Source organism: Stenotrophomonas sp. AS012628, assembly GCF_010608305.1.
GTDB classification, from domain to species: Bacteria; Pseudomonadota; Gammaproteobacteria; order Xanthomonadales; family Xanthomonadaceae; genus Stenotrophomonas; species Stenotrophomonas geniculata.
The window spans coordinates 1-23,970 of sequence record NZ_VMBJ01000031.1 but is presented as its reverse complement, the minus strand read 5'-3'; the positions used below and the strand labels follow the sequence as shown (position 1 = coordinate 23,970).

Annotated in this window: 22 protein-coding genes and 5 tRNA genes; 5 read left to right on the top strand and 22 right to left on the bottom strand. The window is 65.8% G+C overall.

Features of this window, described 5'->3' with window-relative positions:
- Positions 1–76 precede the first annotated feature (76 nt).
- The 13 genes from rplL to G5A07_RS14080 all read right to left on the bottom strand — a co-directional run bounded on the left by rplL (position 77) and on the right by G5A07_RS14080 (position 7,886).
- The gene (rplL, locus tag G5A07_RS14140; RefSeq protein WP_010480374.1) at positions 77–445 is read right to left on the bottom strand and encodes a 50S ribosomal protein L7/L12; all 369 of its coding nucleotides are present in this window, start codon (positions 443–445) and stop codon (positions 77–79) included.
- 63 nt (positions 446–508) lie between these two features.
- The gene (gene rplJ, locus G5A07_RS14135) at positions 509–1,045 is read right to left on the bottom strand and encodes a 50S ribosomal protein L10 (protein ID WP_010480377.1); all 537 of its coding nucleotides are present in this window, start codon (positions 1,043–1,045) and stop codon (positions 509–511) included.
- 386 nt (positions 1,046–1,431) lie between these two features.
- A complete protein-coding gene (gene rplA, locus G5A07_RS14130) occupies positions 1,432–2,130 on the bottom strand; it encodes a 50S ribosomal protein L1 (RefSeq protein ID WP_004154350.1) in 699 nt (232 codons plus the stop codon).
- 4 nt (positions 2,131–2,134) lie between these two features.
- Entirely contained in the window at positions 2,135–2,563 is a 429-nt protein-coding gene (gene rplK, locus G5A07_RS14125) for a 50S ribosomal protein L11 (protein ID WP_004145248.1), read from the bottom strand.
- A 257-nt stretch (positions 2,564–2,820) separates the two neighbouring features.
- Entirely contained in the window at positions 2,821–3,381 is a 561-nt protein-coding gene (gene nusG / locus G5A07_RS14120) for a transcription termination/antitermination protein NusG (protein ID WP_004154362.1), read from the bottom strand.
- Between the two features lie 10 nt (positions 3,382–3,391).
- A complete protein-coding gene (secE, locus tag G5A07_RS14115) occupies positions 3,392–3,805 on the bottom strand; it encodes a preprotein translocase subunit SecE (RefSeq protein ID WP_010480389.1) in 414 nt (137 codons plus the stop codon).
- A 49-nt stretch (positions 3,806–3,854) separates the two neighbouring features.
- A tRNA-Trp gene (locus G5A07_RS14110) sits at positions 3,855–3,930 on the bottom strand.
- A gap of 103 nt (positions 3,931–4,033) precedes the next feature.
- Positions 4,034–5,224: an elongation factor Tu gene (tuf, locus tag G5A07_RS14105; RefSeq protein WP_014036096.1), complete on the bottom strand. Its 1,191-nt coding sequence runs from the start codon at positions 5,222–5,224 to the stop codon at positions 4,034–4,036.
- A gap of 41 nt (positions 5,225–5,265) precedes the next feature.
- Positions 5,266–5,341 (bottom strand) — tRNA-Thr (locus tag G5A07_RS14100).
- 49 nt (positions 5,342–5,390) lie between these two features.
- Positions 5,391–5,464, bottom strand: a tRNA-Gly gene (locus G5A07_RS14095).
- 24 nt (positions 5,465–5,488) lie between these two features.
- Positions 5,489–5,574, bottom strand: a tRNA-Tyr gene (locus tag G5A07_RS14090).
- Between the two features lie 137 nt (positions 5,575–5,711).
- The gene (locus G5A07_RS14085) at positions 5,712–6,728 is read right to left on the bottom strand and encodes an isoaspartyl peptidase/L-asparaginase (RefSeq protein WP_191863478.1); all 1,017 of its coding nucleotides are present in this window, start codon (positions 6,726–6,728) and stop codon (positions 5,712–5,714) included.
- A gap of 138 nt (positions 6,729–6,866) precedes the next feature.
- On the bottom strand, positions 6,867–7,886 hold the full coding sequence (locus tag G5A07_RS14080) for a cyanophycinase (RefSeq protein WP_191863477.1): 1,020 nt from the start codon (positions 7,884–7,886) through the stop codon (positions 6,867–6,869).
- Positions 7,887–8,056: 170 nt separating this feature from the next.
- Between G5A07_RS14080 and G5A07_RS14075 the strand changes: the two genes are divergently transcribed.
- Entirely contained in the window at positions 8,057–10,795 is a 2,739-nt protein-coding gene (locus G5A07_RS14075) for a TonB-dependent receptor (RefSeq protein ID WP_100447776.1), read from the top strand.
- A gap of 541 nt (positions 10,796–11,336) precedes the next feature.
- Here the strand turns inward: G5A07_RS14075 and ychF are convergent.
- From ychF to G5A07_RS14030, 9 genes are all read right to left on the bottom strand, one after another.
- Positions 11,337–12,428, bottom strand: coding sequence for a redox-regulated ATPase YchF (gene ychF / locus G5A07_RS14070; protein WP_043403185.1), 1,092 nt, complete (start codon positions 12,426–12,428; stop codon positions 11,337–11,339).
- A gap of 98 nt (positions 12,429–12,526) precedes the next feature.
- Positions 12,527–13,108 (bottom strand): DUF4375 domain-containing protein, encoded by a 582-nt coding sequence (locus G5A07_RS22500; RefSeq protein WP_241882898.1) that lies wholly within the window; start codon positions 13,106–13,108, stop codon positions 12,527–12,529.
- A gap of 41 nt (positions 13,109–13,149) precedes the next feature.
- Complete coding sequence (gene pth / locus G5A07_RS14060) at positions 13,150–13,728, bottom strand: aminoacyl-tRNA hydrolase (RefSeq protein ID WP_010481742.1); 579 nt, start codon at positions 13,726–13,728, stop codon at positions 13,150–13,152.
- A 48-nt stretch (positions 13,729–13,776) separates the two neighbouring features.
- Complete coding sequence (locus G5A07_RS14055) at positions 13,777–14,394, bottom strand: 50S ribosomal protein L25/general stress protein Ctc (RefSeq protein WP_010481743.1); 618 nt, start codon at positions 14,392–14,394, stop codon at positions 13,777–13,779.
- Between the two features lie 110 nt (positions 14,395–14,504).
- The gene (locus G5A07_RS14050) at positions 14,505–15,464 is read right to left on the bottom strand and encodes a ribose-phosphate diphosphokinase (protein ID WP_005415400.1); all 960 of its coding nucleotides are present in this window, start codon (positions 15,462–15,464) and stop codon (positions 14,505–14,507) included.
- Positions 15,465–15,604: 140 nt separating this feature from the next.
- A tRNA-Gln gene (locus G5A07_RS14045) sits at positions 15,605–15,681 on the bottom strand.
- An 11-nt stretch (positions 15,682–15,692) separates the two neighbouring features.
- Positions 15,693–16,562, bottom strand: coding sequence for a 4-(cytidine 5'-diphospho)-2-C-methyl-D-erythritol kinase (ispE, locus tag G5A07_RS14040; RefSeq protein ID WP_191863480.1), 870 nt, complete (start codon positions 16,560–16,562; stop codon positions 15,693–15,695).
- Entirely contained in the window at positions 16,559–17,218 is a 660-nt protein-coding gene (gene lolB, locus G5A07_RS14035; RefSeq protein ID WP_043403178.1) for a lipoprotein insertase outer membrane protein LolB, read from the bottom strand. Before lolB ends, ispE begins: the two co-directional genes overlap by 4 nt.
- Positions 17,215–18,900 (bottom strand): tetratricopeptide repeat protein, encoded by a 1,686-nt coding sequence (locus G5A07_RS14030; RefSeq protein WP_177178908.1) that lies wholly within the window; start codon positions 18,898–18,900, stop codon positions 17,215–17,217. Before G5A07_RS14030 ends, lolB begins: the two co-directional genes overlap by 4 nt.
- Before the next feature lie 63 nt (positions 18,901–18,963).
- Between G5A07_RS14030 and hemA the strand changes: the two genes are divergently transcribed.
- The 4 genes from hemA to ppk2 are packed head-to-tail and all read left to right on the top strand — an operon-like array spanning position 18,964 to position 23,848.
- On the top strand, positions 18,964–20,247 hold the full coding sequence (hemA, locus tag G5A07_RS14025) for a glutamyl-tRNA reductase (RefSeq protein ID WP_010481752.1): 1,284 nt from the start codon (positions 18,964–18,966) through the stop codon (positions 20,245–20,247).
- Positions 20,225–21,307 (top strand): peptide chain release factor 1, encoded by a 1,083-nt coding sequence (gene prfA / locus G5A07_RS14020; protein WP_191863476.1) that lies wholly within the window; start codon positions 20,225–20,227, stop codon positions 21,305–21,307. Before hemA ends, prfA begins: the two co-directional genes overlap by 23 nt.
- A gap of 5 nt (positions 21,308–21,312) precedes the next feature.
- On the top strand, positions 21,313–23,019 hold the full coding sequence (locus G5A07_RS14015; RefSeq protein ID WP_049480235.1) for a tetratricopeptide repeat protein: 1,707 nt from the start codon (positions 21,313–21,315) through the stop codon (positions 23,017–23,019).
- A gap of 46 nt (positions 23,020–23,065) precedes the next feature.
- Complete coding sequence (gene ppk2, locus G5A07_RS14010) at positions 23,066–23,848, top strand: polyphosphate kinase 2 (RefSeq protein ID WP_134959242.1); 783 nt, start codon at positions 23,066–23,068, stop codon at positions 23,846–23,848.
- The last annotated feature ends 122 nt before the right edge of the window (positions 23,849–23,970 follow it).

The window sequence follows — 23,970 nt, the reverse complement described above, 5'->3', positions numbered from 1 at the left end:
ACGACCAAAGGCCGGGGGCTTACGCCCCCAGCCTTGGCTGCATCGCCGTGAATCGGTGACGATGCAAGGTAACTGCTTACTTGACTTCGACAGTCGCGCCAGCAGCTTCCAGGTCCTTCTTCATCTTCTCGGCGTCGTCCTTCGAAGCGCCTTCCTTCAGGACGCCACCGGCTTCGGCCAGGTCCTTCGCTTCCTTCAGGCCCAGGCCGGTGATGGCGCGGACGGCCTTGATGACTTCGACCTTCTTGTCGCCGGCCGACTTCAGGGTGACGGTGAACTCGGTCTGCTCTTCAACAGCAGCAGCCGGGCCAGCGGCAGCAGCCACGGCAACCGGAGCAGCGGCGGAGACGCCGAACTTCTCTTCGATGGCCTTGACCAGCTCCATCACTTCCATCAGGGACTTCTCGGCGATGGCGTCGACGATCTGTTCGTTGGTAAGGGACATGATTAATACCTTTGGATGATTTTCTGGGTTGAGGTTCCGTCAGGAACCACGGTAAGTCGAAACTCAGGCGGTCTCGGCGGCCGGCTCGGCAGCGTCGGCGGCGACGTCGCCACCACCCTGCTTCTCGCCAACGGCCTTGATGGCGCGGGCAAACATCGTGACCGGCTCGGTCAGGACGCGGGCCAGCATGGCCAGGGCCTGGTCGCGGGTCGGCAGCGAGGCCAGCACTTCGACGTGGCTTGCCGGGAACACTTCGCCACCGATGGCGACGACCTTAGCCTTCAGCTTGTCGTTGCCCTTGGCGGCTTCCTTGATCAGGCGACCGGCAGCGCCGGGCTCCTCGAGCGAGAACGCGTACAGCAGCGGACCAACCATCTGGTCCTGGGCGACTGCGAACTCGGTGCCTTCAACGGCGCGCGAAGCCAGGGTGTTCTTGACAACCTTCAAGAAAACACCGGTTTCACGAGCCTGCTTGCGCATCGCGGTCATCTGGGCGACCGTGGTGCCAGCGTATTCGGCTGCGATCAAGGAGTGGGCCTTGGCGGCGACGTCTGCCAGCTCGGCGACTACTTCTTGCTTCTGGGACAGATTGAGAGCCATTGCACTCCTCCTATTGAACTCCGCTTACGGCTCCTGCCGTGTGCGGTCCTGTGCGGCATCCGTCCTGGACGCCGGGAACATCGGGATGATGTTCCGGGGGTGGGCCGTTCTAGACCTGGAGTGGGCCAACCTGGGAAACCCAGACGTGCGTGAACCAGAAAAACTCCAGAAGGGCACCATCTACGCAGGGTGATTCCGGGGAATCGATTAAGCGCTCATGACTGCTCCGGCGGCGACTCCTTGCCAGATCGAGCTTCCGTGCCCGTCGCCGGTATTGCCACGACCGCGCCTGCGGTCTTTGACGGCTACCGCGGGCGATGCACTGCCAGCGATGCCTTCAAATGTCACGGTCACGGCACCGAAGGTACCGTGACCGCTTGAAACAATTACTTCAGGGTCAGCGACGACTGGTCGACGGTGACGCCCGGGCCCATCGTCGAGCTGACCGAAACCTTCTGCAGGTAGGTGCCCTTCGAGGTGGCCGGCTTGGCCTTGATCAGGTCCAGCAGCAGCGCGGTCAGGTTCGACTTCAGCGCGTCTTCGGCGAAGTCGGCCTTGCCGATGGTGCAGTGGATGATGCCGGCCTTGTCGGTGCGGTAACGGACCTGACCCGACTTGGCGTTCTTCACGGCTTCACCCGGGTTCGGGGAAACGGTGCCGACCTTCGGGTTCGGCATCAGGCCGCGCGGGCCCAGCACGGTGCCCAGCTTACCGACGACGCGCATGGCGTCCGGGGTCGCGATGACGACGTCGTAGTTCAGATCGCCGGCCTGCATCTTCTCGGCCAGGTCATCCATACCGACGGCTTCGGCGCCAGCGGCCAGGGCTTCGTCAGCCTTGGCACCGGCCGGAGCGAACACGGCGACGCGGACCGACTTGCCGGTACCGGCCGGCAGCACGGTGGAGCCACGGACCTGCTGGTCGGACTTCTTCGCATCGACGCCCAGGCGCACAGCGACGTCGATCGACTCGACGAACTTGGCCTTGGTGGCGCTCTTCAGGATGTTGATCGCGTCCTCGAAGGCGTATGCCTTACCCGGAACGACGGCGGCCTTGATGGCCTTCTCACGCTTGGTCTGTGCCATCTTATTAACCCTCCACCACGAGGCCCATGGAACGGGCAGAGCCAGCGATGGTACGCACGGCGGCGTCCAGATCGGCGGCAGTCAGATCCGGTTCCTTCGCCTTGGCGATCTCTTCCAGCTGCTTACGGGTGACCTTGCCGACCTTCTCGGTGTTCGGGCGCTTGGAGCCCGACGAGATGCCAGCGGCCTTCTTCAGCAGGGTGGTGGCCGGGGTGCTCTTGGTGATGAAGGTGAACGTACGGTCCGAGTAGGCCGTGATGATCACCGGAACCGGCAGGCCCGGCTCGAGCTTCTGCGTGGCAGCGTTGAACGCCTTGCAGAATTCCATGATGTTCAGACCGCGCTGACCCAGCGCAGGACCGACCGGCGGCGAGGGGTTGGCCTGACCGGCCTTCACCTGCAGCTTGATGTAACCGACAACTTTCTTTGCCATGTGAGTACTCTCCGGGTGCTAGCGCCTTTCGACAACAGGCTCCCCATCGGACCGGGAATCACGCGTCCCGGCATCGCGTTTTGAAATCATGCTGAAGGCCACCTTGCGGCGGCCTCGTCCTGCTGGCTTCCCAGCGGGGAGCCGCGCACTATATCAGGTTTTTTCTTCACATGCCTGAAGCGGCACGTAAACGAGAGAAACCGGGCCAAGCCCGGTTTCTTGTCCGGAGTCGAGCATGGCTCGACTCTACGACTGGATCAGACGGCCTTTTCGACCTGGCCGAACTCGAGTTCGACCGGAGTGGCACGGCCGAAGATCAGCACCGAGACGCGCAGACGGCTCTTCTCGTAGTTGACCTCTTCGACGACGCCATTGAAATCGTTGAACGGGCCGTCGGTGACGCGGACCATCTGGCCCGGCTCGAACAGCACCTTCGGACGCGGCTTCTCGACGCCTTCCTGAACGCGGTTCAGGATGGCTTCGGCCTCGGAATCGGCGATCGGCAGCGGACGGTCGGCCGTGCCGCCGATGAAGCCCATGACGCGCGGGGTTTCCTTGACCAGGTGCCAGCTTTCGTTGTCGATGCGCGGAATACCGGCTTCTTCGTGGGTCTCGATCTGGACCAGCACGTAACCCGGGAAGAACTTGCGCTCGGAGCGGCGCTTCTGGCCAGCGCGCATCTCGACCACTTCTTCGGTCGGGACCAGGACATCGCCGAAGCGCTCTTCCATGCCGTCACGGACGATGCGATCGCGCAGAGCCTGCGCCACCGACTTCTCGAAGCCCGAATAGGCGTGAACGACGTACCAACGCTTCATGCAATTCTCCTTAGCGGCTCAGGAACAGCTGAATCAGCCACTGAATGACGTAATCGAACCCACCCAGCAGCAGGCTGAGAATGGTTACCACCACCATCACGACCCAGGTCATGCGGATGGCTTCCTGGCGCGTCGGCCAGACCACCTTGCGCAGTTCGAAGCGCGACTCGGAGAGGAATTCGCGGGTGTCGCGCCCCTTGCCGGTCAGCATGAACACGCCGATACCGCCAACCAGACCGACTACAACCGCCAACGCACGCAGCTGACCCGCCCACGCACCCAGCTGGGTGGCGCGACCGGAGTCGGCGGAGAACCAGAACCAGACGAACAGACCAGCCAGCACCAGCAGCGATGCGGCGACGTACTTGACGATATCCCCGCCATTGGCGGAGTTGTCCTTGGAGTGTTCGATCTTGCTATTCATCCGGCTGTGTCTGCTTTAGCGGCCCAGGCCGCTGGATAAGGTGGGCAGATGGCACGCCAGGAGGGACTCGAACCCCCAACCTGCGGTTTTGGAGACCGCTGCTCTGCCAATTGAGCTACTGGCGTACGTATTGAAACTTGCCTTCCCTTAGACGGCGAAGGCGGACCGAGGTTCCCGGCCCGCCATTCGCGTAACCGGCGGCGCTATGCAACCACCGGCACTGCAGGCTTACTCGATGATCTTCGAGACCACGCCGGCGCCGACGGTACGGCCACCTTCGCGGATGGCGAAGCGCAGACCTTCGTCCATTGCCACCGGGTTGATCAGGGTGACGACCATCTTGACGTTGTCACCCGGCATCACCATTTCGACGCCTTCCGGCAGTGCAGCTGCGCCGGTGATGTCGGTGGTGCGGAAGTAGAACTGCGGACGGTAGCCGTTGAAGAACGGGGTGTGACGGCCGCCTTCGTCCTTCGACAGGACGTAGACTTCGCCTTCGAACTTGGTGTGCGGCTTGATCGTGCCCGGCTTGGCCAGGACCTGGCCACGCTCGACGTCGTCACGCTTGGTGCCGCGCAGCAGCAGGCCAGCGTTGTCGCCTGCCTGACCCTGGTCCAGCAGCTTGCGGAACATTTCAACGCCGGTCACGGTGGTCTTCTGCACCGGACGGATGCCGACGATTTCGATTTCGTCGCCGACCTTGATCACGCCGCGCTCGATACGGCCGGTCACCACGGTGCCACGACCCGAGATCGAGAACACGTCTTCCACCGGCATCAGGAACGGCTTGTCGATCGCACGCTCCGGCTCCGGAATCCAGCTGTCCAGGGCATCGACCAGCTTCAGGATGGCCGGCACGCCAATGTCGCTCTGGTCGCCTTCCAGCGCCAGGCGGGCCGAACCGGCGATGATCGGGGTGTCGTCGCCCGGGAACTCGTACTTGCTCAGCAGTTCACGCACTTCCATCTCGACCAGCTCGAGCAGCTCGGCGTCGTCAACCATGTCGGCCTTGTTCAGGAACACGACGATGTACGGCACGCCGACCTGACGCGACAGCAGGATGTGCTCGCGGGTCTGCGGCATCGGGCCGTCAGCGGCCGAGCACACCAGGATCGCGCCATCCATCTGGGCGGCACCGGTGATCATGTTCTTGACGTAGTCAGCGTGGCCCGGGCAGTCAACGTGGGCGTAGTGACGGATCGGGGATTCGTATTCGACGTGCGCGGTCGAGATCGTGATACCACGAGCCTTTTCTTCCGGCGCGGCGTCGATCGAGGAGTAGTCCTTGAACTCGCCACCGAAGCGCTCGGCACCGATCTTGGTCAGTGCGGCGGTCAGCGTGGTCTTGCCGTGGTCGACGTGACCGATGGTGCCGACATTGACGTGCGGCTTGGTGCGCTCGAACTTACCCTTGGCCATGGCTGCTTATCTCGAATTCGTCTGAGAGGTGATGCTTAAGATGGTGCTCACGAAAGGAATCGAACCTTCGACCTCTTCCTTACCAAGGAAGTGCTCTACCGACTGAGCTACGTGAGCCGAGTTTTGCATTATGACATGAACTCGATAATATTCAAAGTTCATTCAATGGAGCGGGAGACGGGAATCGAACCCGCACCATCAGCTTGGAAGGCTGAGGTTCTACCATTGAACTACTCCCGCGCCGGGAATGTCACAACGTGAAACTGGTGGAGGGAGGTGGATTCGAACCACCGAAGGCGTAAGCCAGCAGATTTACAGTCTGCCCCCGTTGGCCGCTTGGGTATCCCTCCTTACCACCCCATTCCGTTGCCGCCGAAGCGTTGCGGTGTGTGGTGGTGAGCCGCTTATTCTGCTGATGGGACGGGGGGCTGTCAACGCTTTTTTCCACTTTTTTCACACGCTGTCGCAAACCCATTGATACGCAAGGTTATTGCCCGGGGAGCGGCAGGGTCTCGCTGGCGAAAATTGCGACATGAGGGACACCGTCGCCGCCAATCCAGCCCCGATACATGCCCTGGGTATTGAACGGCGTGGCCATTTTTCCATCTGCGCCGAGCACGATCGCACCGCCATCGCCGCCCATCTGCGGAATCGTCTCGTTGATCACGCCTTTGCCGGCCTGCTCCGGGCTCTGCCCCTGGTAACGCATGCGCGCGCAGATCTCGTGCGCGGCGGCAGTACGGATGTAGTACTCGCCCCAGCCGGTGCCAGACACCGCACATCGCGCGTCAGCCCAGGTACCGGCGCCGATGATCGGCGAATCACCCACGCGCCCATAGCGCTTGTTGGTCATGCCACCGGTGGAGGTACCAGCGGCCAGGTGCCCCTGTGCATCCAATGCGACTGCACCAACGGTCCCGAAGTGCTTTGCGGTCTCCAGATCGGCATGCGCCTGGCCGCCGGCCTCTTCCTTCAGTGCACGCTGCAGCTGCTGCCAGCGCTTTTCCGTACGGAAATAGGAGGGATCGACCAGAGAAATGCCCTGCTCGACCGCGAAGGCTTCGGCGCCCTGCCCGACCATCATCACATGCCTGGACTTCTGCATCACGGTCTGCGCCAGCAGGATCGGGTTGCGCACCCGCTGCACGCCCGCCACCGCGCCCGCCGCCTGGTTCGCGCCGTCCATGACGGCCGCATCCAGCTCGTTGTGGCCGTCGTGGGTGAACACCGCGCCCTTGCCGGCGTTGAAGGTGGGATCGTCCTCCAGCACGGTGATCGCGGCGGTGACAGCGGCCAGCGCGGGGCGACCCGCTGCCAGCTCCGCATGCCCCTTCAACAGGGCCGCCCGCAGCGCGTCACGTGCGGCCTTTTCCTCGGCCGGCGACAGGTCCTTGCGCTCGACGCCAGCGCCGCCGTGGATGACCAGCAGCGGCGAAGCCGTCGGTGCAGCCTGGACAAGCGTGGGCAGGGACAACAGTGCGGACAGCGCCAGGCGCAGTTTCATCGGGTACGTCTCCAGCAGGTGGGCAAGGGAGGCATCATCGTAGAGCCGAGCCCATGCTCGGCTGATGCCTCGGTTGAAAGGCAGCCGAGCGCGGGCTCGGCTCTACAGCATCCCATGCGTGGCCACAGGATCGCCGGGTCACTGGCGGATGACTTCGATCTCGCCGTCGCTGACGTCGGCCACGGCCTGGTAGTCGGCCTCGGCCTGGAAGTCATCCAGGCGCATGCGGCCGCCGCTGGCGACCACCGTTACCGGCACCGCGTGGAAGCGCAGCGGCTCACCTTCGACCAGGCGGTCGGCATCGCGGCCGGGGCTGACCACCCAGACCTTGCCCTCGCCGTCAGCACTGTAGACCTGTGCCTGGCCATCGGGCTCCACGCACAGGGCAGTGTCTTCGTCGACGCCGATGCCGACGATGTCGGGGTTGCCACTGTCCTGGGCAGCGCGCGCCACGAACACGATCAGGCGGCCGAGCCGATCGCGCTTGTCGAAGTGGGTGTCGGTGACCACGCGCTGCAGGTAGGGCATCTGCAGGAAGCCACTGTCCATGGTCACCGCACTGCCCATCGGGTCGGCCAGCGCACCGGCGGAGGTGATGCTGCCGCCGTCCATCGCGCCGTAGGCATAGCCACCGAGGATGGCGAGCCCAGCGCTGGTACCGGCAATCGGCTTGCCGGCGCGCACATGGGCGTTGAGCGCGCGGTTGAGCGCGGTGCCCTTCCAGAAGCGGATGTAGCGGGACTGGTCGCCGCCGGCGATGAAGATGGCATCGGCTGCAGCCACCACGCGCAGCACCGCGGGATCATCGGCACCACGGCGATTGTCGAACACCAGCGTCTGCACTGCGGTGGCCCCGCCGATCTCGCGATACAGGCGGTCCTGCAGTTCGTCACTGCCAGAAGCGCGCAGGATCAGCACGCGGCCATTGCCAGCCTGCTTCAGCCACCAATGGAAGGCGTCCGGCACCCATTCGCCACCGCCCATCAGCATCATGGCCGGCGCGCGCGGACCGGGCCGGGGTGCGTCGAGATCCCCGGCTTCGTAGTAGGCGAAGCCCGGGCCCTGCAGGTCCTGCGCAAGGGCGGCCAACGGCACGGCCAACACCAGCAGCGCCAGCCAGGCGAAGGGGGCACGCAGGGTCCGATGGAGGCGTCGCATCTTGATCTCCCTGAACAAAATCGACTTGCAAGCGTTTTCACTCTTTGCCAGATAGGGATCCAGTAGTCAAGGGCATGAAAAAGGCGTTAAATGCGCGCGCCCATTCCGGAAATCTGAATGGGGGACAGGGCCCCTCCTCTGCGGGCCGGCTTCATTTCCGAGAATTCCTCATGCGTAGAAAGGCGATGGCGTGGTCGATCCAGCTGGCGTTGATGGGCGTGGCTGCTTCCGCGGCGGCCCAGGCACCGGCTTCCTCTTCGGTGCAACAACTGGACGCGGTGCAGGTCACCGGTTCGCGCATTCCGCGCGCCCAGGTCGAAGGCCCCGCCCCGATCACGGTGATCAGCGCCGAGCAGATCCGCTCCAGCGGCTTTACCACCGTGCCGGACGTGCTGCGCGCGATGACCCAGAACGGGGGGGAGACCCAGAGCCAGCAGTCCTCCAGTGGCGCTGACTTCTCGCCGGGCGCCCAGCAGGTGGACCTGCGCGGCCTGGGCCCGAATCACACGCTGGTGCTGGTCAATGGCCGCCGCATCGCCGACTTCCCGATGCCGTTCAAGGGCCGCAGCAACTTCACCGATGTCTCCAACATCCCGTTGGGGATGATCGAGCGCATCGAAGTGCTGACCGGCAGCGCCTCGGCCATCTACGGCTCGGACGCGATCGCCGGCGTGGTCAACTTCATCCTGAAGAAGAAGGCCGACGGCACCACGATCGACATGCGCATGGGCACCACCAGCGAAGGCGGTGGCGACTCGTTCGACATGAGCCTGGCCAGCGGTTTCAGCCGCGGCAATTTCAACGCGGTGTACAGCGTCGAGCTGCAGTCGCAGAGCCCGCTGTGGGCGTACGAGCGCGACATCCAGGATTCGACTCAGGACGGCCCCACCGAGGGCTCGCGCATCGCCCGCCGCGCTTACCTGCGCACGGACTACAACGACGACTACCTGGATCCGGGTACGGCCACCTGCGAAGCGCTGGCCGGGCAGAACCAGGGCAGCACCTACCGCGCGTACCGCCCGCGCTACGGCTACTACTGCGGCAGCGACAGCTCGATCGGCTACGGCACCATCCTCAGCAAGCGTCGCGGCGCCAATGGCTACGCCTCGCTGAGCTACGACTTCGACAACGGCCAGCAGTGGTTCGCCGATGTGCAGCTGGGCTACCACACGATGTCGCTGATGCGCGACGTCACCAAGTGGGGCCGCATGGACGCCAATGGCGATGAGTCGGGCTATTTCAACAACCAGGCCACCGGCGAGATCGAGTTCTGGCAGCGCCAGTTCTCCCCCGAGGAAATGGGTGGCCTGCGCAATGCGATGGTGCGCAGCACGCAGAAGACCTTCAGCGTGACTACCGGCTTCAAGGGCAATCTGGCCGGCAACTGGGACTACGAGGCAGCATTGAGCCATTCGCAGTACCAGTCGCGGATCAGCTGGGCACAGATCATCGCCGCCAAGGCCAATGACCTGTTCCTGGGCCCGCAGCTGGGCGTGGACGACGACGGTTTCCCGATCTACAACGCCGATCCGTCACGCCTGTACCGGCCACTGACCCGCGCCGAGTACGACTCGATCGCGGCGCGTACCACTTACACCCCGAAGTCGCGGACCGAGACGGCCGCGTTCACGCTGACCAATTCCGCGCTGTTCGGCCTGCCGGGCGGTGACGCCGGCTTCGCCGCGACCGTGGAAGTGGGCCAGCAGGCGTACTCGCTGAATCCCGATCCGCTGGCGACCCAGTACTACTACTACAGCTGGAAGGATTCGGACGGCAACGGTTCGCGCAACCGCTGGGCCACGGCGGCCGAGCTGCGCATGCCGCTGCACGAGACGGTCAACCTGAGCGTGGCCGGCCGCTACGACCAGTACCGCTATTCCGGCCACACCATCGGCAAGGCGACCTGGAGCGGCGGCCTGGAATGGCGCCCGATCGACACCCTGCTGGTACGTGGTTCGTATGGCACCGCGTTCCGCGCGCCGGATCTGCACTACGTGTTCGCCGGCCCGGGCAACGACGAGACCAGCGCCGTGGACCTGTACAGCTGCCGCGCCGACGATGCCGCCGACTGTTCCGACTACGAGCACAACCTGATCCGCAGCCGCACCGGCAACCGTCAGCTCGACCCGGAAACCAGCACCTCGTGGAGCGCCGGCTTCGTCTGGTCGCCGGCGATCGGCCTGGACCTGTCGGTGGACTGGTTCGACATCGACATGCGCAAGCAGGTGCAGGACATGGACGTGCGCACGATACTGGCCAGTGAAGCGAACTGCCGCCTGGGTACTGCCGACATCAACTCGCCGACCTGCGTGGACGCGCTCGACCGCATCACCCGCACCAGTGATGGCCGCCTGTACGGCGTGCGCGTCGCCCCGATCAACGTCGCCCGCGAGTCGACCTCCGGCATCGACGTCGGACTGCGCTACCGCCTGCAGACCGGCATTGGTGATTTCATCCTCAACGGCACCCACACCTGGGTGAAGAAGCACGATTTCCAGCGCTACCCCGGTGATCCGATCCAGGACCAGTTCGCGGTCAACAGCAACTTCGACATCCCGCGTACCAAGACCAGCCTGAGCGTGACCTGGGAGAAGGAGGCGTGGTCGGCCACGGTCTATGGTTCGCGCCTGGGCAAGCTGCCGACCTCGGACAGCTACGACCAGGTATTCAAGTGGGACAGCGGTGACAGCCCGTACATCAAGGCGACCTACCGCTACAACGCGTCGCTGCAGTACCGCTTCGACGACCACGCGCGCCTGTCGCTGTCGGTGGTGAACGTCTTCAACAAGATGCCGCCGAAGGACGCCACCTACACCGCGTATCCGTATTACGACGTGTCCTGGTTCGACAGCGTCGGCCGCACCATCAACCTGCAGTACACCCACAAGTTCGGTGGCAGCGCATTGTAAGCGCGGTTACGCAGGACGTGGACGACGGGGCCCGCCATTGGCGGGCCTTGTTGTTTGCGGCGCTGGCTCGGGTTTTCCACACCCCACGTGGAAAGCGATGGGAACTAGGTGTGGACAAGTGGGTGGGAACATTGCACCGCAGGTGTTTCCACGCATGGTGTTTTTTTGTCCACGTCCCCGATTGTTTTCCACACCGGACGTGGAAAGCAGTGGGAACTAGGTGTGGACAAGTGGGCACGAGCTTTGCAGCGCAGGGGTTTCGAGGCATGGTGAAACTTTATCCACGTCGCGCGGGCAAGCACCTGTAGAGCCGAGCCCATGCTCGGCTCCGGCTGGCATCAGCCGAGCAAGGGCTCGGATCTACAGGACGTCGCATGGTTTTCCACACCAGGCGTGGAAAGCGATGGGAGTTTGCTGTGGACAAGTGCCGGCGAACGTCACGCCGCAAGCGTTTCGCAGCGTGGCGTTTTTTTATCCACCCCGGAAACGCAAACGCCCCGCTCGGGGCGGGGCGTTTGCGTAGCATCAACGTGCGATGGGATCAGACGTTGAAGCGGAAGTGCAGGATGTCGCCCTCCTGCACGCGGTACTCCTTGCCTTCCAGGCGCAGGCGACCGGCTTCCTTGGCACCGGCTTCGCCCTTGTACTTGATGAAGTCGTCATACGCGATGGTTTCGGCGCGGATGAAGCCCTTCTCGAAGTCGGTGTGGATGACCGCGGCAGCCTGCGGAGCGGTGGCGCCCTTGCGCACGGTCCACGCGCGGACTTCCTTCACGCCTGCGGTGAAGTAGGTCTGCAGGCCCAGCAGGCTGTAGGCCGCGTTGATCACGCGGTTCAGGCCCGGCTCGCTCAGGCCCAGGTCCGCCAGGAAGGTATCGCGGTCTTCGTCGTCGAGCTGGGACAGCTCTTCTTCGATCGCGGCCGACACCGGCACCACCTGCGCGCCTTCGGCGGCGGCATGCGCGCGCACGGCTTCCAGGTGCGGGTTGTTCTCGAAACCGTCTTCCAGCACGTTGGCGATGTACATCACCGGCTTCAGGGTCAGCAGGAACAGGTCACGGACCAGCGCCTTCTCTTCGTCGTCCAGGCCCACCGAACGGCCAGCCTTGCCATCCGACAGCGCCGCCTGCAGCTTGGCCAGCACCGGCTTGCGCGCCGCTGCGTCCTTGTCGCCGCCCTTGGCCGCACGCTCGGCACGGTTCAGCGCCTTCTCGACACTGTCCAGGTCGGCCAGCGCCAGCTCGGTGTCGATGGTTTCGATGTCCGAGATCGGATCGACCTTGCCGGCCACGTGCACGATGTCGCCGTGCTCGAAGCAGCGCACCACGTGGGTGATCGCATCGACTTCGCGGATGTGCGCCAGGAACTTGTTGCCCAGGCCCTCACCGCTGGCGGCACCGGCCACCAGGCCGGCGATGTCGACGAACTCGACCGCGGTCGGGATGACCTTCTGCGGGTTGATGATCGCTGCCAGCTCGTTCAGGCGCGGATCCGGCACCGGCACGATGCCGACGTTCGGCTCGATGGTACAGAACGGGAAGTTCGCCGCGGCGATACCCGCCTTGGTCAGCGCATTGAACAGGGTCGACTTGCCGACGTTGGGCAGGCCGACGATGCCGCATTTGATACCCATGGTTTGAATCCGGGTTTGAGTGTAAGTGGATTATTCGGGATTCAAGGCTCGCCTGCGGGCATGCCCTCAATCCCCAATCGTCCTTCCAGTAGCCCGCGCTAGAACGCGGCGTACAACCTGTGACGTTCTGCGTACGCTTTCAGCAGTTCTTCAAGCTGGCCGTCGTCGACCAGTGCATAGAATCGCCCATCCAGCGCATCAAGTGCTGTTTCGACTTCATCGTCGAGATACCCGTCGGCACGATAGATCTGCAGGCGTCTCTGCGCATGATGATCTTCCATGGCCTCATTGCCAAACAGTAGCTGCTGGGCCGCGAGCACGATGTCTCGCACGTCAAACTGCTGCATCTCCCCAAGCCCTGCAAGCGCTTCCGCGATGTAGCCGCCAGCAGAATTTTGGAAATAGGCATCAAGCCCTCCGCGATAGACATCATTGATGAGCGCGTTGATCGCAAAGTAGCGCTGATCCTGCACTGACAATCCGGAAAATCCACAACCGTTCCCGTGGACTTGTTCGATCAACCAATGCCAATGCCGCCCCTCTGCTGATTCCCCGAAGCGCTTGCGCTCCTCGCGAACCTCCCGATCTCGCGTCTTCGCCATTTCCATGCTTTGCCGCGTGCCATTCCGGCACGGCATGCAGAGCCCATCGTTCCGGGCCGCCGTCGCCAGCAGGATCATGGCGCCACACACGGTGCAGGGAGTACGCGGGTCGGTCATGGTCAGCGCGGAGTGTGCAGGCGCTTCATCGCTTCGCTGAAATCGCCCTGTACCGCCAGCGGCATGACGTCGATCGCATCGTCGATGGCGCGCGCGATCAGCACGTCGTCGTCCTTGGACGGGCGGCCGAGCACCCAACCCACCACGCGGTCCTTGTGGCCGGGATGGCCGATGCCCACGCGCAGGCGATGGAACTTGCCGTGACCGAGCAGGCGGATGGTGTCACGCAGGCCGTTCTGGCCACCGTGGCCACCGTCGAACTTCAGCCGCGCCACACCGGGCGCCAAGTCCAGTTCGTCATGGGCCAGCAGGGTCTCTTCCGGCTCGATCTTCCAGAACCGCTGCGCGGCGGTGACCGACTTGCCACTGAGGTTCATGAAGGTGGCGGGCTTGAGCAGCCACACCGTCTGCCCGGCGATCTCGACCTTGGCGGTCTCGCCGAACAGCTTGCTGTCCACATTCCATCGCGCACCGGCTTTTTCCGCCAGGGCCTCAACGAAATGAAACCCGGCATTGTGCCGGGTCCGGGCGTGTTCCGATCCGGGGTTGCCCAGACCGACGATCAGTCGCAGTCCTGCCATGGTTCCTTCCAGTACGGTGCCTGCCCGGAGGCAGGCACCGTAACGGTATTACTCGGCGGCAGCCGCTTCTTCGTCAGCCTCGTCGGCCTTGCCGGCCTTGGCGGTGACGATGGCGTCGTCGTGGTCCTTGCCCAGCGCCAGGGCCGGGATTTCCACGCCCTTCGGCAGCTTGATGTTGGACAGGTACACCACGTCACCGGCCTTCAGCTCGCCCAGGTCGACTTCGATCGACTCCGGCAGGTCCTTCGGCAGGCAGGTGATGGTCACTTCCTTCAGTTCGTGGGTGACCACGACGTCGGCAGCCTTGCCGGCCGGCGAGGTGTCTTCGTTGACGAAGTGCAGCGGGACCGAAGCGGTCAGGGCTTCGTTCTCGTTCACGCGCTGGAAGTCCAGGTGCATGATCAGCTGCTTGTACGGGTGGCGCTGCATGTCACGCAGCAGGACCTTCTGCACCTGGCCGTCCAGGTTCAGGTCCAGGATCGAGGCATAGAACCACTCGTTCTGCTGGGCCAGCCAGATTTCGTTGTGGTCCAGGCTGATGGCGACCGGCTCGGCGTTGCCGCCGTACACGATGGCCGGGATCACACCGGCGTGACGCAGGCGGCGGCTCGCACCCTTACGCTGCAGTTCACGCTTGGTGACCTTGATTTCATGGGTCTTCGACATTTTCGACTACTCAGGTTGTTGCCGCGCCCTGCGGCGTGGCGGTTGAAGATGCTTCCGCGACCAGAAGCACCCGGGGTATGTCCCTGCCGTTGCCGGCAGGGACGAAAAACTCAGTCGACGTACAGCGAGCTGACCGACTCACCGAAGGCGATGCGGCGCATCGTTTCGGCCAGCATTTCCGCCACGCTCAGCTGGCGGATCTTGCTGCACACCCGCGCGGCGTCCTTCAGCGGGATGGTGTCGGTCACCACCAGCTCGTCGAGCTGGGAATTGGTGATGTTGTCCACTGCCGGGCCCGACAGCACCGCGTGGGTGCAGTAGGCAGCGACCTTGAGCGCACCGCGCGCCTTCAGGGCAGCGGCAGCGGCGCACAGGGTGCCGGCGGTGTCGACGATGTCATCGACCATCACGCAGGTCTTGCCTTCGACGTCACCGATGATGTTCATCACGGTGGAGACGTTGGCGCGCGGGCGGCGCTTGTCGATGATCGCCAGGTCGGCATCATCCAGGCGCTTGGCCACCGCACGGGCGCGGACCACGCCGCCCACGTCCGGCGACACAACGATCAGGTTCTCGGTGCCGTAGGCGCGCCAGATGTCGGCCAGCAGCAGCGGGGACGCATACACGTTGTCCACCGGAATATCGAAGAAGCCCTGGATCTGGTCAGCGTGCAGGTCGACGGTCAGCACGCGATCAGCGCCAGCGGTGCTGAACATCTTCGCCGCCAGCTTGGCGGTGATCGGCACGCGCGAGGAACGCATGCGGCGATCCTGGCGCGAGTAGCCGAAGTACGGCACCACGGCGGTCACGCTGGCCACCGATGCGCGCTTGAGCGCGTCGATCAGCACCAGCAGTTCCATCAGGTTTTCCGCGCTCGGCGCGCAGGTCGGCTGGATCACGAACACGTCCTGCTTGCGGACGTTCTCTTCGATCTCCACCTGCACTTCGCCATCAGAGAAGTGCGAGACCAGCGCCTTGCCCGGGCGAACCCCCAGTTCCTTGCAGATATTCTGCGCCAGACGTTTGTTGGCGTTGCCGGAAAAGACCAGCAGGTTCGGGGACTCTTGCATCATGATTGTCTCGGGCGGGGACGAGTGGCGGGGATCCGGAGTCGGCAAGGACCCTGATGGACCCTTGCTGCTGACAACACCGCGGTTGTTTCCACGTCCCGCGCGGGCGATGCGCTGGAAGGCGCGGACACAGCCGCTATTGGCAGGGGCGGTAGGATTCGAACCTACGAATGCCAGGATCAAAACCTGGTGCCTTGGGCCTCTTGGCGACGCCCCTGCATTGATAAATCAGTGTTGCTCGAGTGCATCCAGCAATGGCGAACGCGCAACGCCCGCTGCCACCCTTGCCCGCAACTCCTTCGGCAACTTCGACCGTCCCTGCTCTGCGGCAGACTGCGATGCGAACTCGACGAAACAACCACTTCCCGAACCGGTCAGCCGCGCCGTGCCGATATCGCTCAACGCGGCGAACGCTGCCTCGACGGCAGGCTCACGGCGGCGCAGCACCGGTTCGAACGCGTTCCCGACCAGGGTCCCGGAAGCGAAGTCCTCTATTTTCGCCACTGGGCTGTCGCGCGTCAAATCCGGGTCTGCGAACAGGGCCGGGGTGGGAACATGAACGCCCGGTTCAACCACCACATACCAGGCCGGTTCCAACACGATGGGCTGCAGGCGTTCGCCCACCCCTTCGGCCCAGGCATTGCGCCCGCGCACGAACACCGGCACGTCTGCGCCCAGGCGCAGGCCCAACGCAGCAAGCGCGTCCTCATCCAGACCGGCCCGCCAGAGCCGGTTCAGCACCACCAGCACGGTGGCGGCATCGGAGGAACCGCCGCCAAAGCCACCGCCGGCAGAAACGTGCTTTTCGACGATGATGTCGGCACCTTGCGCGCTATTGGCCACGTCTTTCAGAAGCCGCGCGGCGCGGACCGCCAGATCATCCGCCTCGGCAACGCCGGCCAGCCCCTCGCCCTCACGACGCACCTGCCCGTCTTCACGCAGGCGCAGGCCAATGCGGTCGCCCCAGTCCAGCAGGCGGAACACGGTCTGCAGCTCGTGGTAGCCGTCGGCGCGGCGGCCGGTGATGTGCAGGAACAGGTTCAGCTTGGCCGGGGCCGGCCACCAGGACCAGCCCGCGTCATCGTGCCCGGCGCTCATGGGGCGCCCTGCCCCCACTGGTCCACCAGCAGGCGCACCTTGGCGTCGCCATTGCTGGCCTCGATCCGGCGCGGCAGCGCCGGGCGCCCGGCCTCGGCCGGGTACCAGTCCAGGTACTGCACCTGCCAGCCCATCTGCTGCATGCGACGCGGCCGGCCTTCACCGTCGCGCTCGACCTTCTCCGGACCGGCAGCATCGCCGGCCACCAGGCCACGGATCCACTGCGGCAGCTGGTTGACCGGGATGTCCCAGCCGGTCGCCTCCAGCAGCAGCTGCTGGGCGTCCTCGCCGTCACGCGGCCCGCCGGCCAGTCCCTCAAGGCGACCGGCTTCGGAATGGGTATCGCCGGTCAGCTTCCAGCTCTGCCGGGTCACCGGCGCGCTCAGCTCGACCACATAGCGGCGCCCTTCCTGCTTCCAGTCGATGCGACCGCTGCCGCCATCCTTGCCCTTGCTGACCGCGACCCGGCCCTGGAAGGCCCAGTCCGACTGTGCCTGCAGCGCGGCCACGCGCGCCGCCTCCGCCTGCGCCGCTTCGGCCGAAACAACCTCGACCACCGCCGGCGCCGGGGTCTTCTGCGTGCCCACGCTGGTACAGGCGGTCACCGCCAGGGTCACGGCCGCCAACAGCAGCGGCCGGATCAGGGAAACACTCATGGATTGAATTTCTCGCGGGCGCGCAGCAGCGCGCGGTTTTCAGGATCGAGCTTGGCCGCTTCTTCAAAGAAGTGGCGGGCCTCGTCATGCTTGCCCAGCACCCACAGCACTTCGCCGACATGGGCGGCGATCTCCGGGTCCTTGGCCAGGGTCCAGGCACGACGCAGCTGCACCAGCGCCTCTTCCTTGCGGCCCAGGCGATACAGCACCCAGCCATAGCTGTCGACGATGGCGGCGTTGTCCGGCTCAGCCACGCGGGCGCGGTCGATCAGCTCCAGTGCTTCCTGCAGGCGGCCGGTGCGATCGGCCAGGGTGTAACCCAGCGCGTTCAAAGCCGGCACGTTCTCCGGATCGGTCACCAGGATCTTGCGCAGATCGGCCTCGGCGCGCGGGATGTCGTCGCGGCGTTCCCAGGTGAGCGCACGGGCGTACAGCAGGCCGTTGTCATCCGGATAAGCGGCCAGGCCGCGGGCCAGCGCATCCAGTTCACCGGAACTGTCGTCGGCGCGCTGGCGCAGTTCCGCTTCCAGCAGGTAGGCGTCGCGGCGGACATCGTCGTCGACCACCGCATCGGACTGGATCGCGTGCACTTCATCCAGCGCCAGCGGCAGGCGCCCGGCCAGGGCCTGGGCGTTGGCCGCACGCAGGCGCGCTTCGCTCAGCTCATCGCCGCCGGGCACGCTGTGATACCACTGCACCGCCTCGGGATAACGCTTCAGGTACTCGGCGATCTTGCCCAGCAGCAGGCGCTGCGCCGGGTCCGGCTTGGCCGCCTGCCGCGACAGTTCGTTGTAGAGGTTGGACAGCGCCGCCTTGTCGCCCTGCTTGGCCAGCAGCGAAGCGCGCATGCCCCAGGTCTGCACGTCCTGCGGGCCGAAGGCCAGCACGCGCTCGGCCGCGGACGGCTGGCCGAGGCTGTCGTAGGCAATGGCCACCGCATTGCGCAGTTCCGGGTCCTGGCGGGTCTTAGGCTCCACATCGTGCAGCAGCGACAGCGCCTTGCCGGTCTCCCCGGCCTGCTGCAGCTGGCTGGCACGCAGCAACGCCACACGCGGTTCTTCAGGGAAGCGCTTGACCACTTCATCGATCATGCGCCGCGCCAGTTCGGGCTTGTCCATGCGCAGGGCGAGGCGGCCGAACTCCTGCCAGGCTTCGATCTTCGGTGGAATGGCGTTGGCGTCGACCAGCTCACCCAGCACCTGCGCGGGCACCGCCGGATCGCGCCCCCCACCGATCAGGGCGGCCAGGGCAAACTTCCAACCGCGCTCGTCGGAGTCGGCCAGCAGGCCCTGCAGTTCGGTGCGGGCAGCCTTCACATCGCCCTGGCGCATGGCCAGCGCACCGGCCGCACTGCGCATGGTCAATGAGCGCGGGGCCCGCTGTTGCCACAGGGCCAGGCCCTTGGCGGCGCTGGCATCATCGTTGGCGAGCATGGAAATGCGGGTCGCACGCTCGGCCAGGCCGGCGTCGCCGTCGGTCTGCTGGGCCGCCTGCAGGTACCAGCGCGCGGCCTCAGCCAGCTTGCCGGCCTGCAGGGCGAACTCACCAGCCATCACCGGCTCCAGCGCCAGTTCCTCAGTGGCCGGGGCCCTTACAGGGGCCTTGGCCGGCACCGCCGCCAGGGCCTGGCTGCAGGCCAGGGACAGCAGCAGAACACTGGGGATGCGAATCAATGCGGGCATCGTCGGCATCGGGGCCTTAAAATGTCGTCCAATGGCCAGCAGCTTATCGCAAGCAACTGAACAATGACCCTGTGGGTGCTCGGACTGAATCACCAGACCGCACCGGTGGAGCTGCGCGAGCGCGCGGCCTTCGCCGGTGAGGCGTTGCCGCGCGCGCTCGGTTCGCTGCGCGATACCCCGCAGATCGCCGAGGCGGTGCTGCTGTCCACCTGCAACCGCACCGAGCTGTATGCCGTGGCCGATTCGGCACAGGCGCTGGACCAGTGGCTGCACACCCAGGCCGGCGACCTGCAGGGCTACCTGTACCAGCACGCCGATGCCGAGGCCGTGCGCCACCTGTTCCGGGTCGCCACCGGCCTGGACTCGATGGTGCTGGGTGAGCCGCAGATCCTCGGCCAGGTGAAGGATGCCTGGTCGACCGCGCGCGACCACGGCCTGCTCGGCCAGCGCCTGGACCGCTTGTTCCAGCAGACCTTCTCGGTGGCCAAGCGTGCGCGCACCGATACCCAGGTCGGCGCCAACCCGGTATCGGTGGCGTCGGCCGCGGTGCGCCTGGCGCAGAACGCGTTCGCCCGGCTGGACGATTCCACCGTGCTGCTGGTCGGTGCCGGCGAGACCATCGAACTGGCTGCACGGCACCTGAGCGAAGGCAAGGTACGCCGGCTGCTGATCGCCAACCGCACCCTCGCCCACGCGCAGGAACTTGCCAGCCGCCATGGCGGCGTGGCCCTGCCGCTGACCGAACTGGACCGCCACCTGGGCGAGGCCGACGTGGTGTTCTCGGCCACCGCTGCGCGCGAACCGGTGATCCATCGCGAGATGGTGGCCAAGGCCCTGCGCGCGCGCCGGCACAAGCCGATGCTGCTGTTCGACCTGGCCGTACCGCGCGACATCGAGGCCGAGGTCGGCACGCTCAACGACGCCTTCCTCTACACCGTGGACGATCTCGAGCGCGCGGTGGAAGACAACCGCCGTGGCCGCCGCGAGGCCGCCGCCGAAGCCGAGGCGATCATCGACCTGCAGGTGTCGCGCTTCGTCGAGACCCAGCAGGCCAGCGCCCACCAGGCGCCGCTGCGGCAGCTGCGCGCGTTCGGCGAAGCCACCCGCGCCGAGCTGCTGGAGCGCGCACGCCAGCAACTGGCCAACGGCAAGCCGGCCGATGAAGTGCTGGAGCTGCTGGCCCACGGCCTGACCAACCGCCTGCTGCATCCGCCGACCGCCGCCCTGCGTGCGGCCGCGCTGAGTGGCGATGCCGACCTGACCCGCGCCGCCGAGCGCCTGTTCCCGGCCACGCCGGGTTACCGCCACCCACCCGTGAGACCCGATGACGCCGACCCTGCGCCGTAAGCTGGAAGCGCTGGCCGAGCGCCGCGAAGAACTGGAACGCCTGCTCGCCGAACCCGATGTGGTCGCCGACAACACTCGTTTCCGCGACCTTTCGCGCGAATTCGCCCAACTTGAACCGATCGCCATCGCCCTGGCTGATGAAGCCCGTGCCAAGGCTGATCTGGCAGCCGCCGAAGGCATGCGCACCGACCCCGACCTGCGCGAGCTGGCCGACGAGGAAATCGCTGCTGCACAGGCGCGCCTGCAGGAACTGGAGCAGGAGCTGGCGCTGCTGCTGGTGCCGCGCGACCCGCGTGATGAAGGCAACCTGTTCCTGGAAGTGCGCGCGGGTACCGGCGGCGACGAGGCCGCGATCTTTGCAGGCGACCTGTTCCGCATGTACGCCCGCTACGCCGAGCGCCAGGGCTGGAAGGTCGAGATCGAATCGGACAGTCCGGGCGAGCACGGCGGCTACAAGGAAGTGGTGGCGCGCGTGGTCGGCCGTGGCGCGTTCTCGCGCCTGAAGTTCGAATCGGGTACGCATCGCGTGCAGCGCGTGCCGGCCACCGAATCGCAGGGCCGCATCCACACCTCGGCGGCCACCGTAGCGATCATTCCCGAGGCCGATGAGGTCGATGACATCGTCATCAACCCGGCCGACCTGAAGGTGGATACGTTCCGCTCGTCCGGTGCCGGCGGCCAGCACGTGAACAAGACCGAATCGGCCATCCGCATCACCCACGTGCCGACCGGCGTGGTGGTGGAATGCCAGACCGAGCGCAGCCAGCACGCCAACCGCGACAAGGCGATGAAACGCCTGAAAGCACAACTACTGGACGCCGAGCGCCAGCGCCAGGACGCGGCGCAGGCCGAATCGCGGCGCCTGCAGGTCGGCAGCGGCGACCGCAGCCAGCGCATCCGCACCTACAACTTCCCGCAGGGCCGGATCACCGACCACCGTGTGGAAGGCCTGACGCTGTACGACCTGCCCAACGTACTGGCCGGCGACCTCGATCCGCTGCTGCAGCGGCTCAGCCACGAGCACCAGGTCGACGCCCTGGCCCAGCTGTCGGCGGGCTGAGCACGATGACGGCCTGGCAGCAGCGACAGCACCTGCAACAGGCGATTGCACGCCAGCCCGGCGACTTCGTCGCCTGGGTCATGCTGGCCGATGTGGAACTGGAAGCCGGCGACATCGCTGCCGGCGAACAGGCCGCGCGACGTGCCCTGCAGCTGCGCCCGAATCACCCTGAAGCACTGGCACGGTTGGGTCGCGTGGCCTGGATGGCCGGCGCGCATGCCGACGCGGCGAAGCTGCTCGGCCAGGCCTCGGCGCTGGCCCCGCAGCACCCCGGCATCGCGTTGTGGCTGGGCCATGCGCTGGAAGATGCCGATGATGCAGAAGGCGCGGCGGCGGCCTATCGCCGTGCACATGCGCTGATGCCGGACGAACCCTATATCGCCGCGCAGCGCCTGGCCTGGCAGCGTCGCCTCTGCGACTGGCAGGACGTGGATGCGCTGGCCACACAGGTGCGTGGCGCCCTGGCCACCGGGCAAGGCGTGGTCGAACCGTTCGCGTTCCTCAGCGAGGATGCCAGCGCGGCCGAACAGCTGGCCTGCGCGCGTGCACGCGCCGCAGTGGTTGCTTCGGGGGTACGTCCCCTTCCTGCCGTGAAGGTGCGCGCGCACGGCCCCCTGCGCGTCGGTTTCCTTTCCAATGGTTTTGGCGCCCATCCCACCGGGCTGCTGACCGTGGCCCTGTTCGAGCAGCTGCGTCATGACCCGGCGTTGCAGCTGCATCTGTTCGCGTTGAACCGCGACGACGGCAGCCGCATCCGCCAGCGCCTGCAGACGGCCACACAGCTGCATGATGTGGCTGGCCTGCGCCATGCAGACACTGCCGCGCGCATCCGCGCACAGGGCATCGACCTGTTGTTCGACCTGCGCGGCTGGGGCGGCGGCGGCACGCCGGAAGTGCTGGCGATGCGCCCTGCCCCGCTGCAGTTGAACTGGCTGGCTTATCCGGGCACCTCGGGCGCGCCGTGGATGGATGCGGTGATCGGCGATGCCTTCGCCCTGACACCCGCACTGGAGCCGCACTACAGCGAACGCGTGCTGCGCCTGCCGCGCGCCTTCCAGCCGTCGGACAACACCCGCGTGCTGGCGCCTGCGCCGAGCCGCGCCGACTGCGGCCTGCCCGAACAGGGCGTGGTGTTCTGCTGCTTCAACAACAGCTACAAGCTCAACCCGCGCAGCATGGGCCGCGCCTTCGCCATTCTGCAGGCAGTGCCCGGCAGCGTGCTGTGGCTGATGTCCGGCCCCGGCCAGGCCGATGCGCGCCTGCGTGCCGCCGCACAGACCGCAGGCCTGGACCCGGCGCGCCTGGTGTTCATGGCCAAGCTGCCGCATCCGCAGTACCTGGCCCGATATCAGCTGGCCGACCTGTTCCTGGACACGTATCCGTACAACGCCCACACCACCGCGTCCGATGCACTGTGGGCCGGCTGCCCGGTGCTGACCTGCCCCGGCGACACCTTCGCCGCGCGCGTGGCCGGCAGCCTCAACCACCATCTGGGGCTGGCACGGATGAATGTCGCCGACGATGCCGGGTTCATCGCCACCGCCAGCGCGCTGGGCAACGATCCGGCAGCACTGGCGGCGTTGCGCGCTGAACTGGCACAGGCACACGAAGACAGCGGCCTGTTCGACATGGCCGGATTTGCCCACGACCTTTCGGCGCTGCTGCAGCATCTGGCGGGCGAACAGGGCTGGCAGGGCCTCGACATCGCCTGAGCGATCCCTGCGCTACGCTCGGGATTCCTCCCCGCGTGGTGTGACGATGGCCAAGCTCAAGCGCAAGGACTACGACGAACTGCTGCTGCCTTTGCAGCTGGAACTGACCGCCATGGCGCGCTGGGTGCAGCACAGCGGGCAACGCCTGCTGGTGCTGTTCGAGGGACGTGATACCGCAGGCAAAGGCGGCGCGATCCAGGCCATCAGCCAGCACCTCAACCCGCGCCAATGCCGGGTGGTGGCGCTGCCCAAGCCCACCGACCGCGAAGCCACGCAGTGGTACTTCCAGCGCTACGCCTCGCACCTGCCGGCCGCCGGCGAGATCGTGCTGATGGACCGCAGCTGGTACAACCGCGCAGGCGTCGAGCGGGTGATGGGCTATTGCAGCGAAACCGAGTACCAGCAGTTCCTGCACCAGGCGCCGGTGTTCGAACAGCTGCTGGTGGACGACGGCATCCTGCTGTTCAAGTACTGGCTGTGCGTGGACCAGGAGCAGCAGGAAAAGCGCTTCGCCGAGCGCCACCTCGATCCGCTGAAGGGCTGGAAGCTCTCCCCGGTCGACCTGAAATCGCGCAGCAAGTACAGCGCTTACACCGAGGCCCGCGAGTCGATGCTGCGCGCGACGCATCGTGAGGCGGCGCCGTGGACGCTGGTGGATTTCAACGACCAGCGGCTGGGCCGGCTGACCCTGGTGCGCAACCTGCTGGACCGGCTGCCGGATACGCGGGTGGATGCGCCGTTGCCGGAGCTGCCGAAGCTGAAGGGCAAGCTGCATCGCGAGCACTACGATGTGCTGAAGCCGATCGAGGATTTCCCGGTCGAGGAATAGGGTGGGTCGGCAGGGCCTGCGGCCCTGCACCTGCTACGAACCAAGGCAACAGCAACAGCCGAAGCAGAAGCGGGTTACCTGTGGGTAGGCGGGGTGGGTCCGGTTGCGGGGGACGCTGCAAG

Bases quoted from the DNA above. Each gene is read 5' to 3' on its own strand.
- rplL (WP_010480374.1), bottom strand. From the start codon at position 445: ATGTCCCTTACCAACGAACAGATCGTCGACGCCATCGCCGAGAAGTCC.
- rplJ (WP_010480377.1), bottom strand. From the start codon at position 1,045: ATGGCTCTCAATCTGTCCCAGAAGCAAGAAGTAGTCGCCGAGCTGGCA.
- rplA (WP_004154350.1), bottom strand. From the start codon at position 2,130: ATGGCACAGACCAAGCGTGAGAAGGCCATCAAGGCCGCCGTCGTTCCG.
- rplK (WP_004145248.1), bottom strand. From the start codon at position 2,563: ATGGCAAAGAAAGTTGTCGGTTACATCAAGCTGCAGGTGAAGGCCGGT.
- nusG (WP_004154362.1), bottom strand. From the start codon at position 3,381: ATGAAGCGTTGGTACGTCGTTCACGCCTATTCGGGCTTCGAGAAGTCG.
- secE (WP_010480389.1), bottom strand. From the start codon at position 3,805: ATGAATAGCAAGATCGAACACTCCAAGGACAACTCCGCCAATGGCGGG.
- tuf (WP_014036096.1), bottom strand. From the start codon at position 5,224: ATGGCCAAGGGTAAGTTCGAGCGCACCAAGCCGCACGTCAATGTCGGC.
- G5A07_RS14085 (WP_191863478.1), bottom strand. From the start codon at position 6,728: ATGAAACTGCGCCTGGCGCTGTCCGCACTGTTGTCCCTGCCCACGCTT.
- G5A07_RS14080 (WP_191863477.1), bottom strand. From the start codon at position 7,886: ATGCGACGCCTCCATCGGACCCTGCGTGCCCCCTTCGCCTGGCTGGCG.
- G5A07_RS14075 (WP_100447776.1), top strand. From the start codon at position 8,057: ATGCGTAGAAAGGCGATGGCGTGGTCGATCCAGCTGGCGTTGATGGGC.
- ychF (WP_043403185.1), bottom strand. From the start codon at position 12,428: ATGGGTATCAAATGCGGCATCGTCGGCCTGCCCAACGTCGGCAAGTCG.
- G5A07_RS22500 (WP_241882898.1), bottom strand. From the start codon at position 13,108: ATGATCCTGCTGGCGACGGCGGCCCGGAACGATGGGCTCTGCATGCCG.
- pth (WP_010481742.1), bottom strand. From the start codon at position 13,728: ATGGCAGGACTGCGACTGATCGTCGGTCTGGGCAACCCCGGATCGGAA.
- G5A07_RS14055 (WP_010481743.1), bottom strand. From the start codon at position 14,394: ATGTCGAAGACCCATGAAATCAAGGTCACCAAGCGTGAACTGCAGCGT.
- G5A07_RS14050 (WP_005415400.1), bottom strand. From the start codon at position 15,464: ATGCAAGAGTCCCCGAACCTGCTGGTCTTTTCCGGCAACGCCAACAAA.
- ispE (WP_191863480.1), bottom strand. From the start codon at position 16,562: ATGAGCGCCGGGCACGATGACGCGGGCTGGTCCTGGTGGCCGGCCCCG.
- lolB (WP_043403178.1), bottom strand. From the start codon at position 17,218: ATGAGTGTTTCCCTGATCCGGCCGCTGCTGTTGGCGGCCGTGACCCTG.
- G5A07_RS14030 (WP_177178908.1), bottom strand. From the start codon at position 18,900: ATGCCCGCATTGATTCGCATCCCCAGTGTTCTGCTGCTGTCCCTGGCC.
- hemA (WP_010481752.1), top strand. From the start codon at position 18,964: ATGACCCTGTGGGTGCTCGGACTGAATCACCAGACCGCACCGGTGGAG.
- prfA (WP_191863476.1), top strand. From the start codon at position 20,225: ATGACGCCGACCCTGCGCCGTAAGCTGGAAGCGCTGGCCGAGCGCCGC.
- G5A07_RS14015 (WP_049480235.1), top strand. From the start codon at position 21,313: ATGACGGCCTGGCAGCAGCGACAGCACCTGCAACAGGCGATTGCACGC.
- ppk2 (WP_134959242.1), top strand. From the start codon at position 23,066: ATGGCCAAGCTCAAGCGCAAGGACTACGACGAACTGCTGCTGCCTTTG.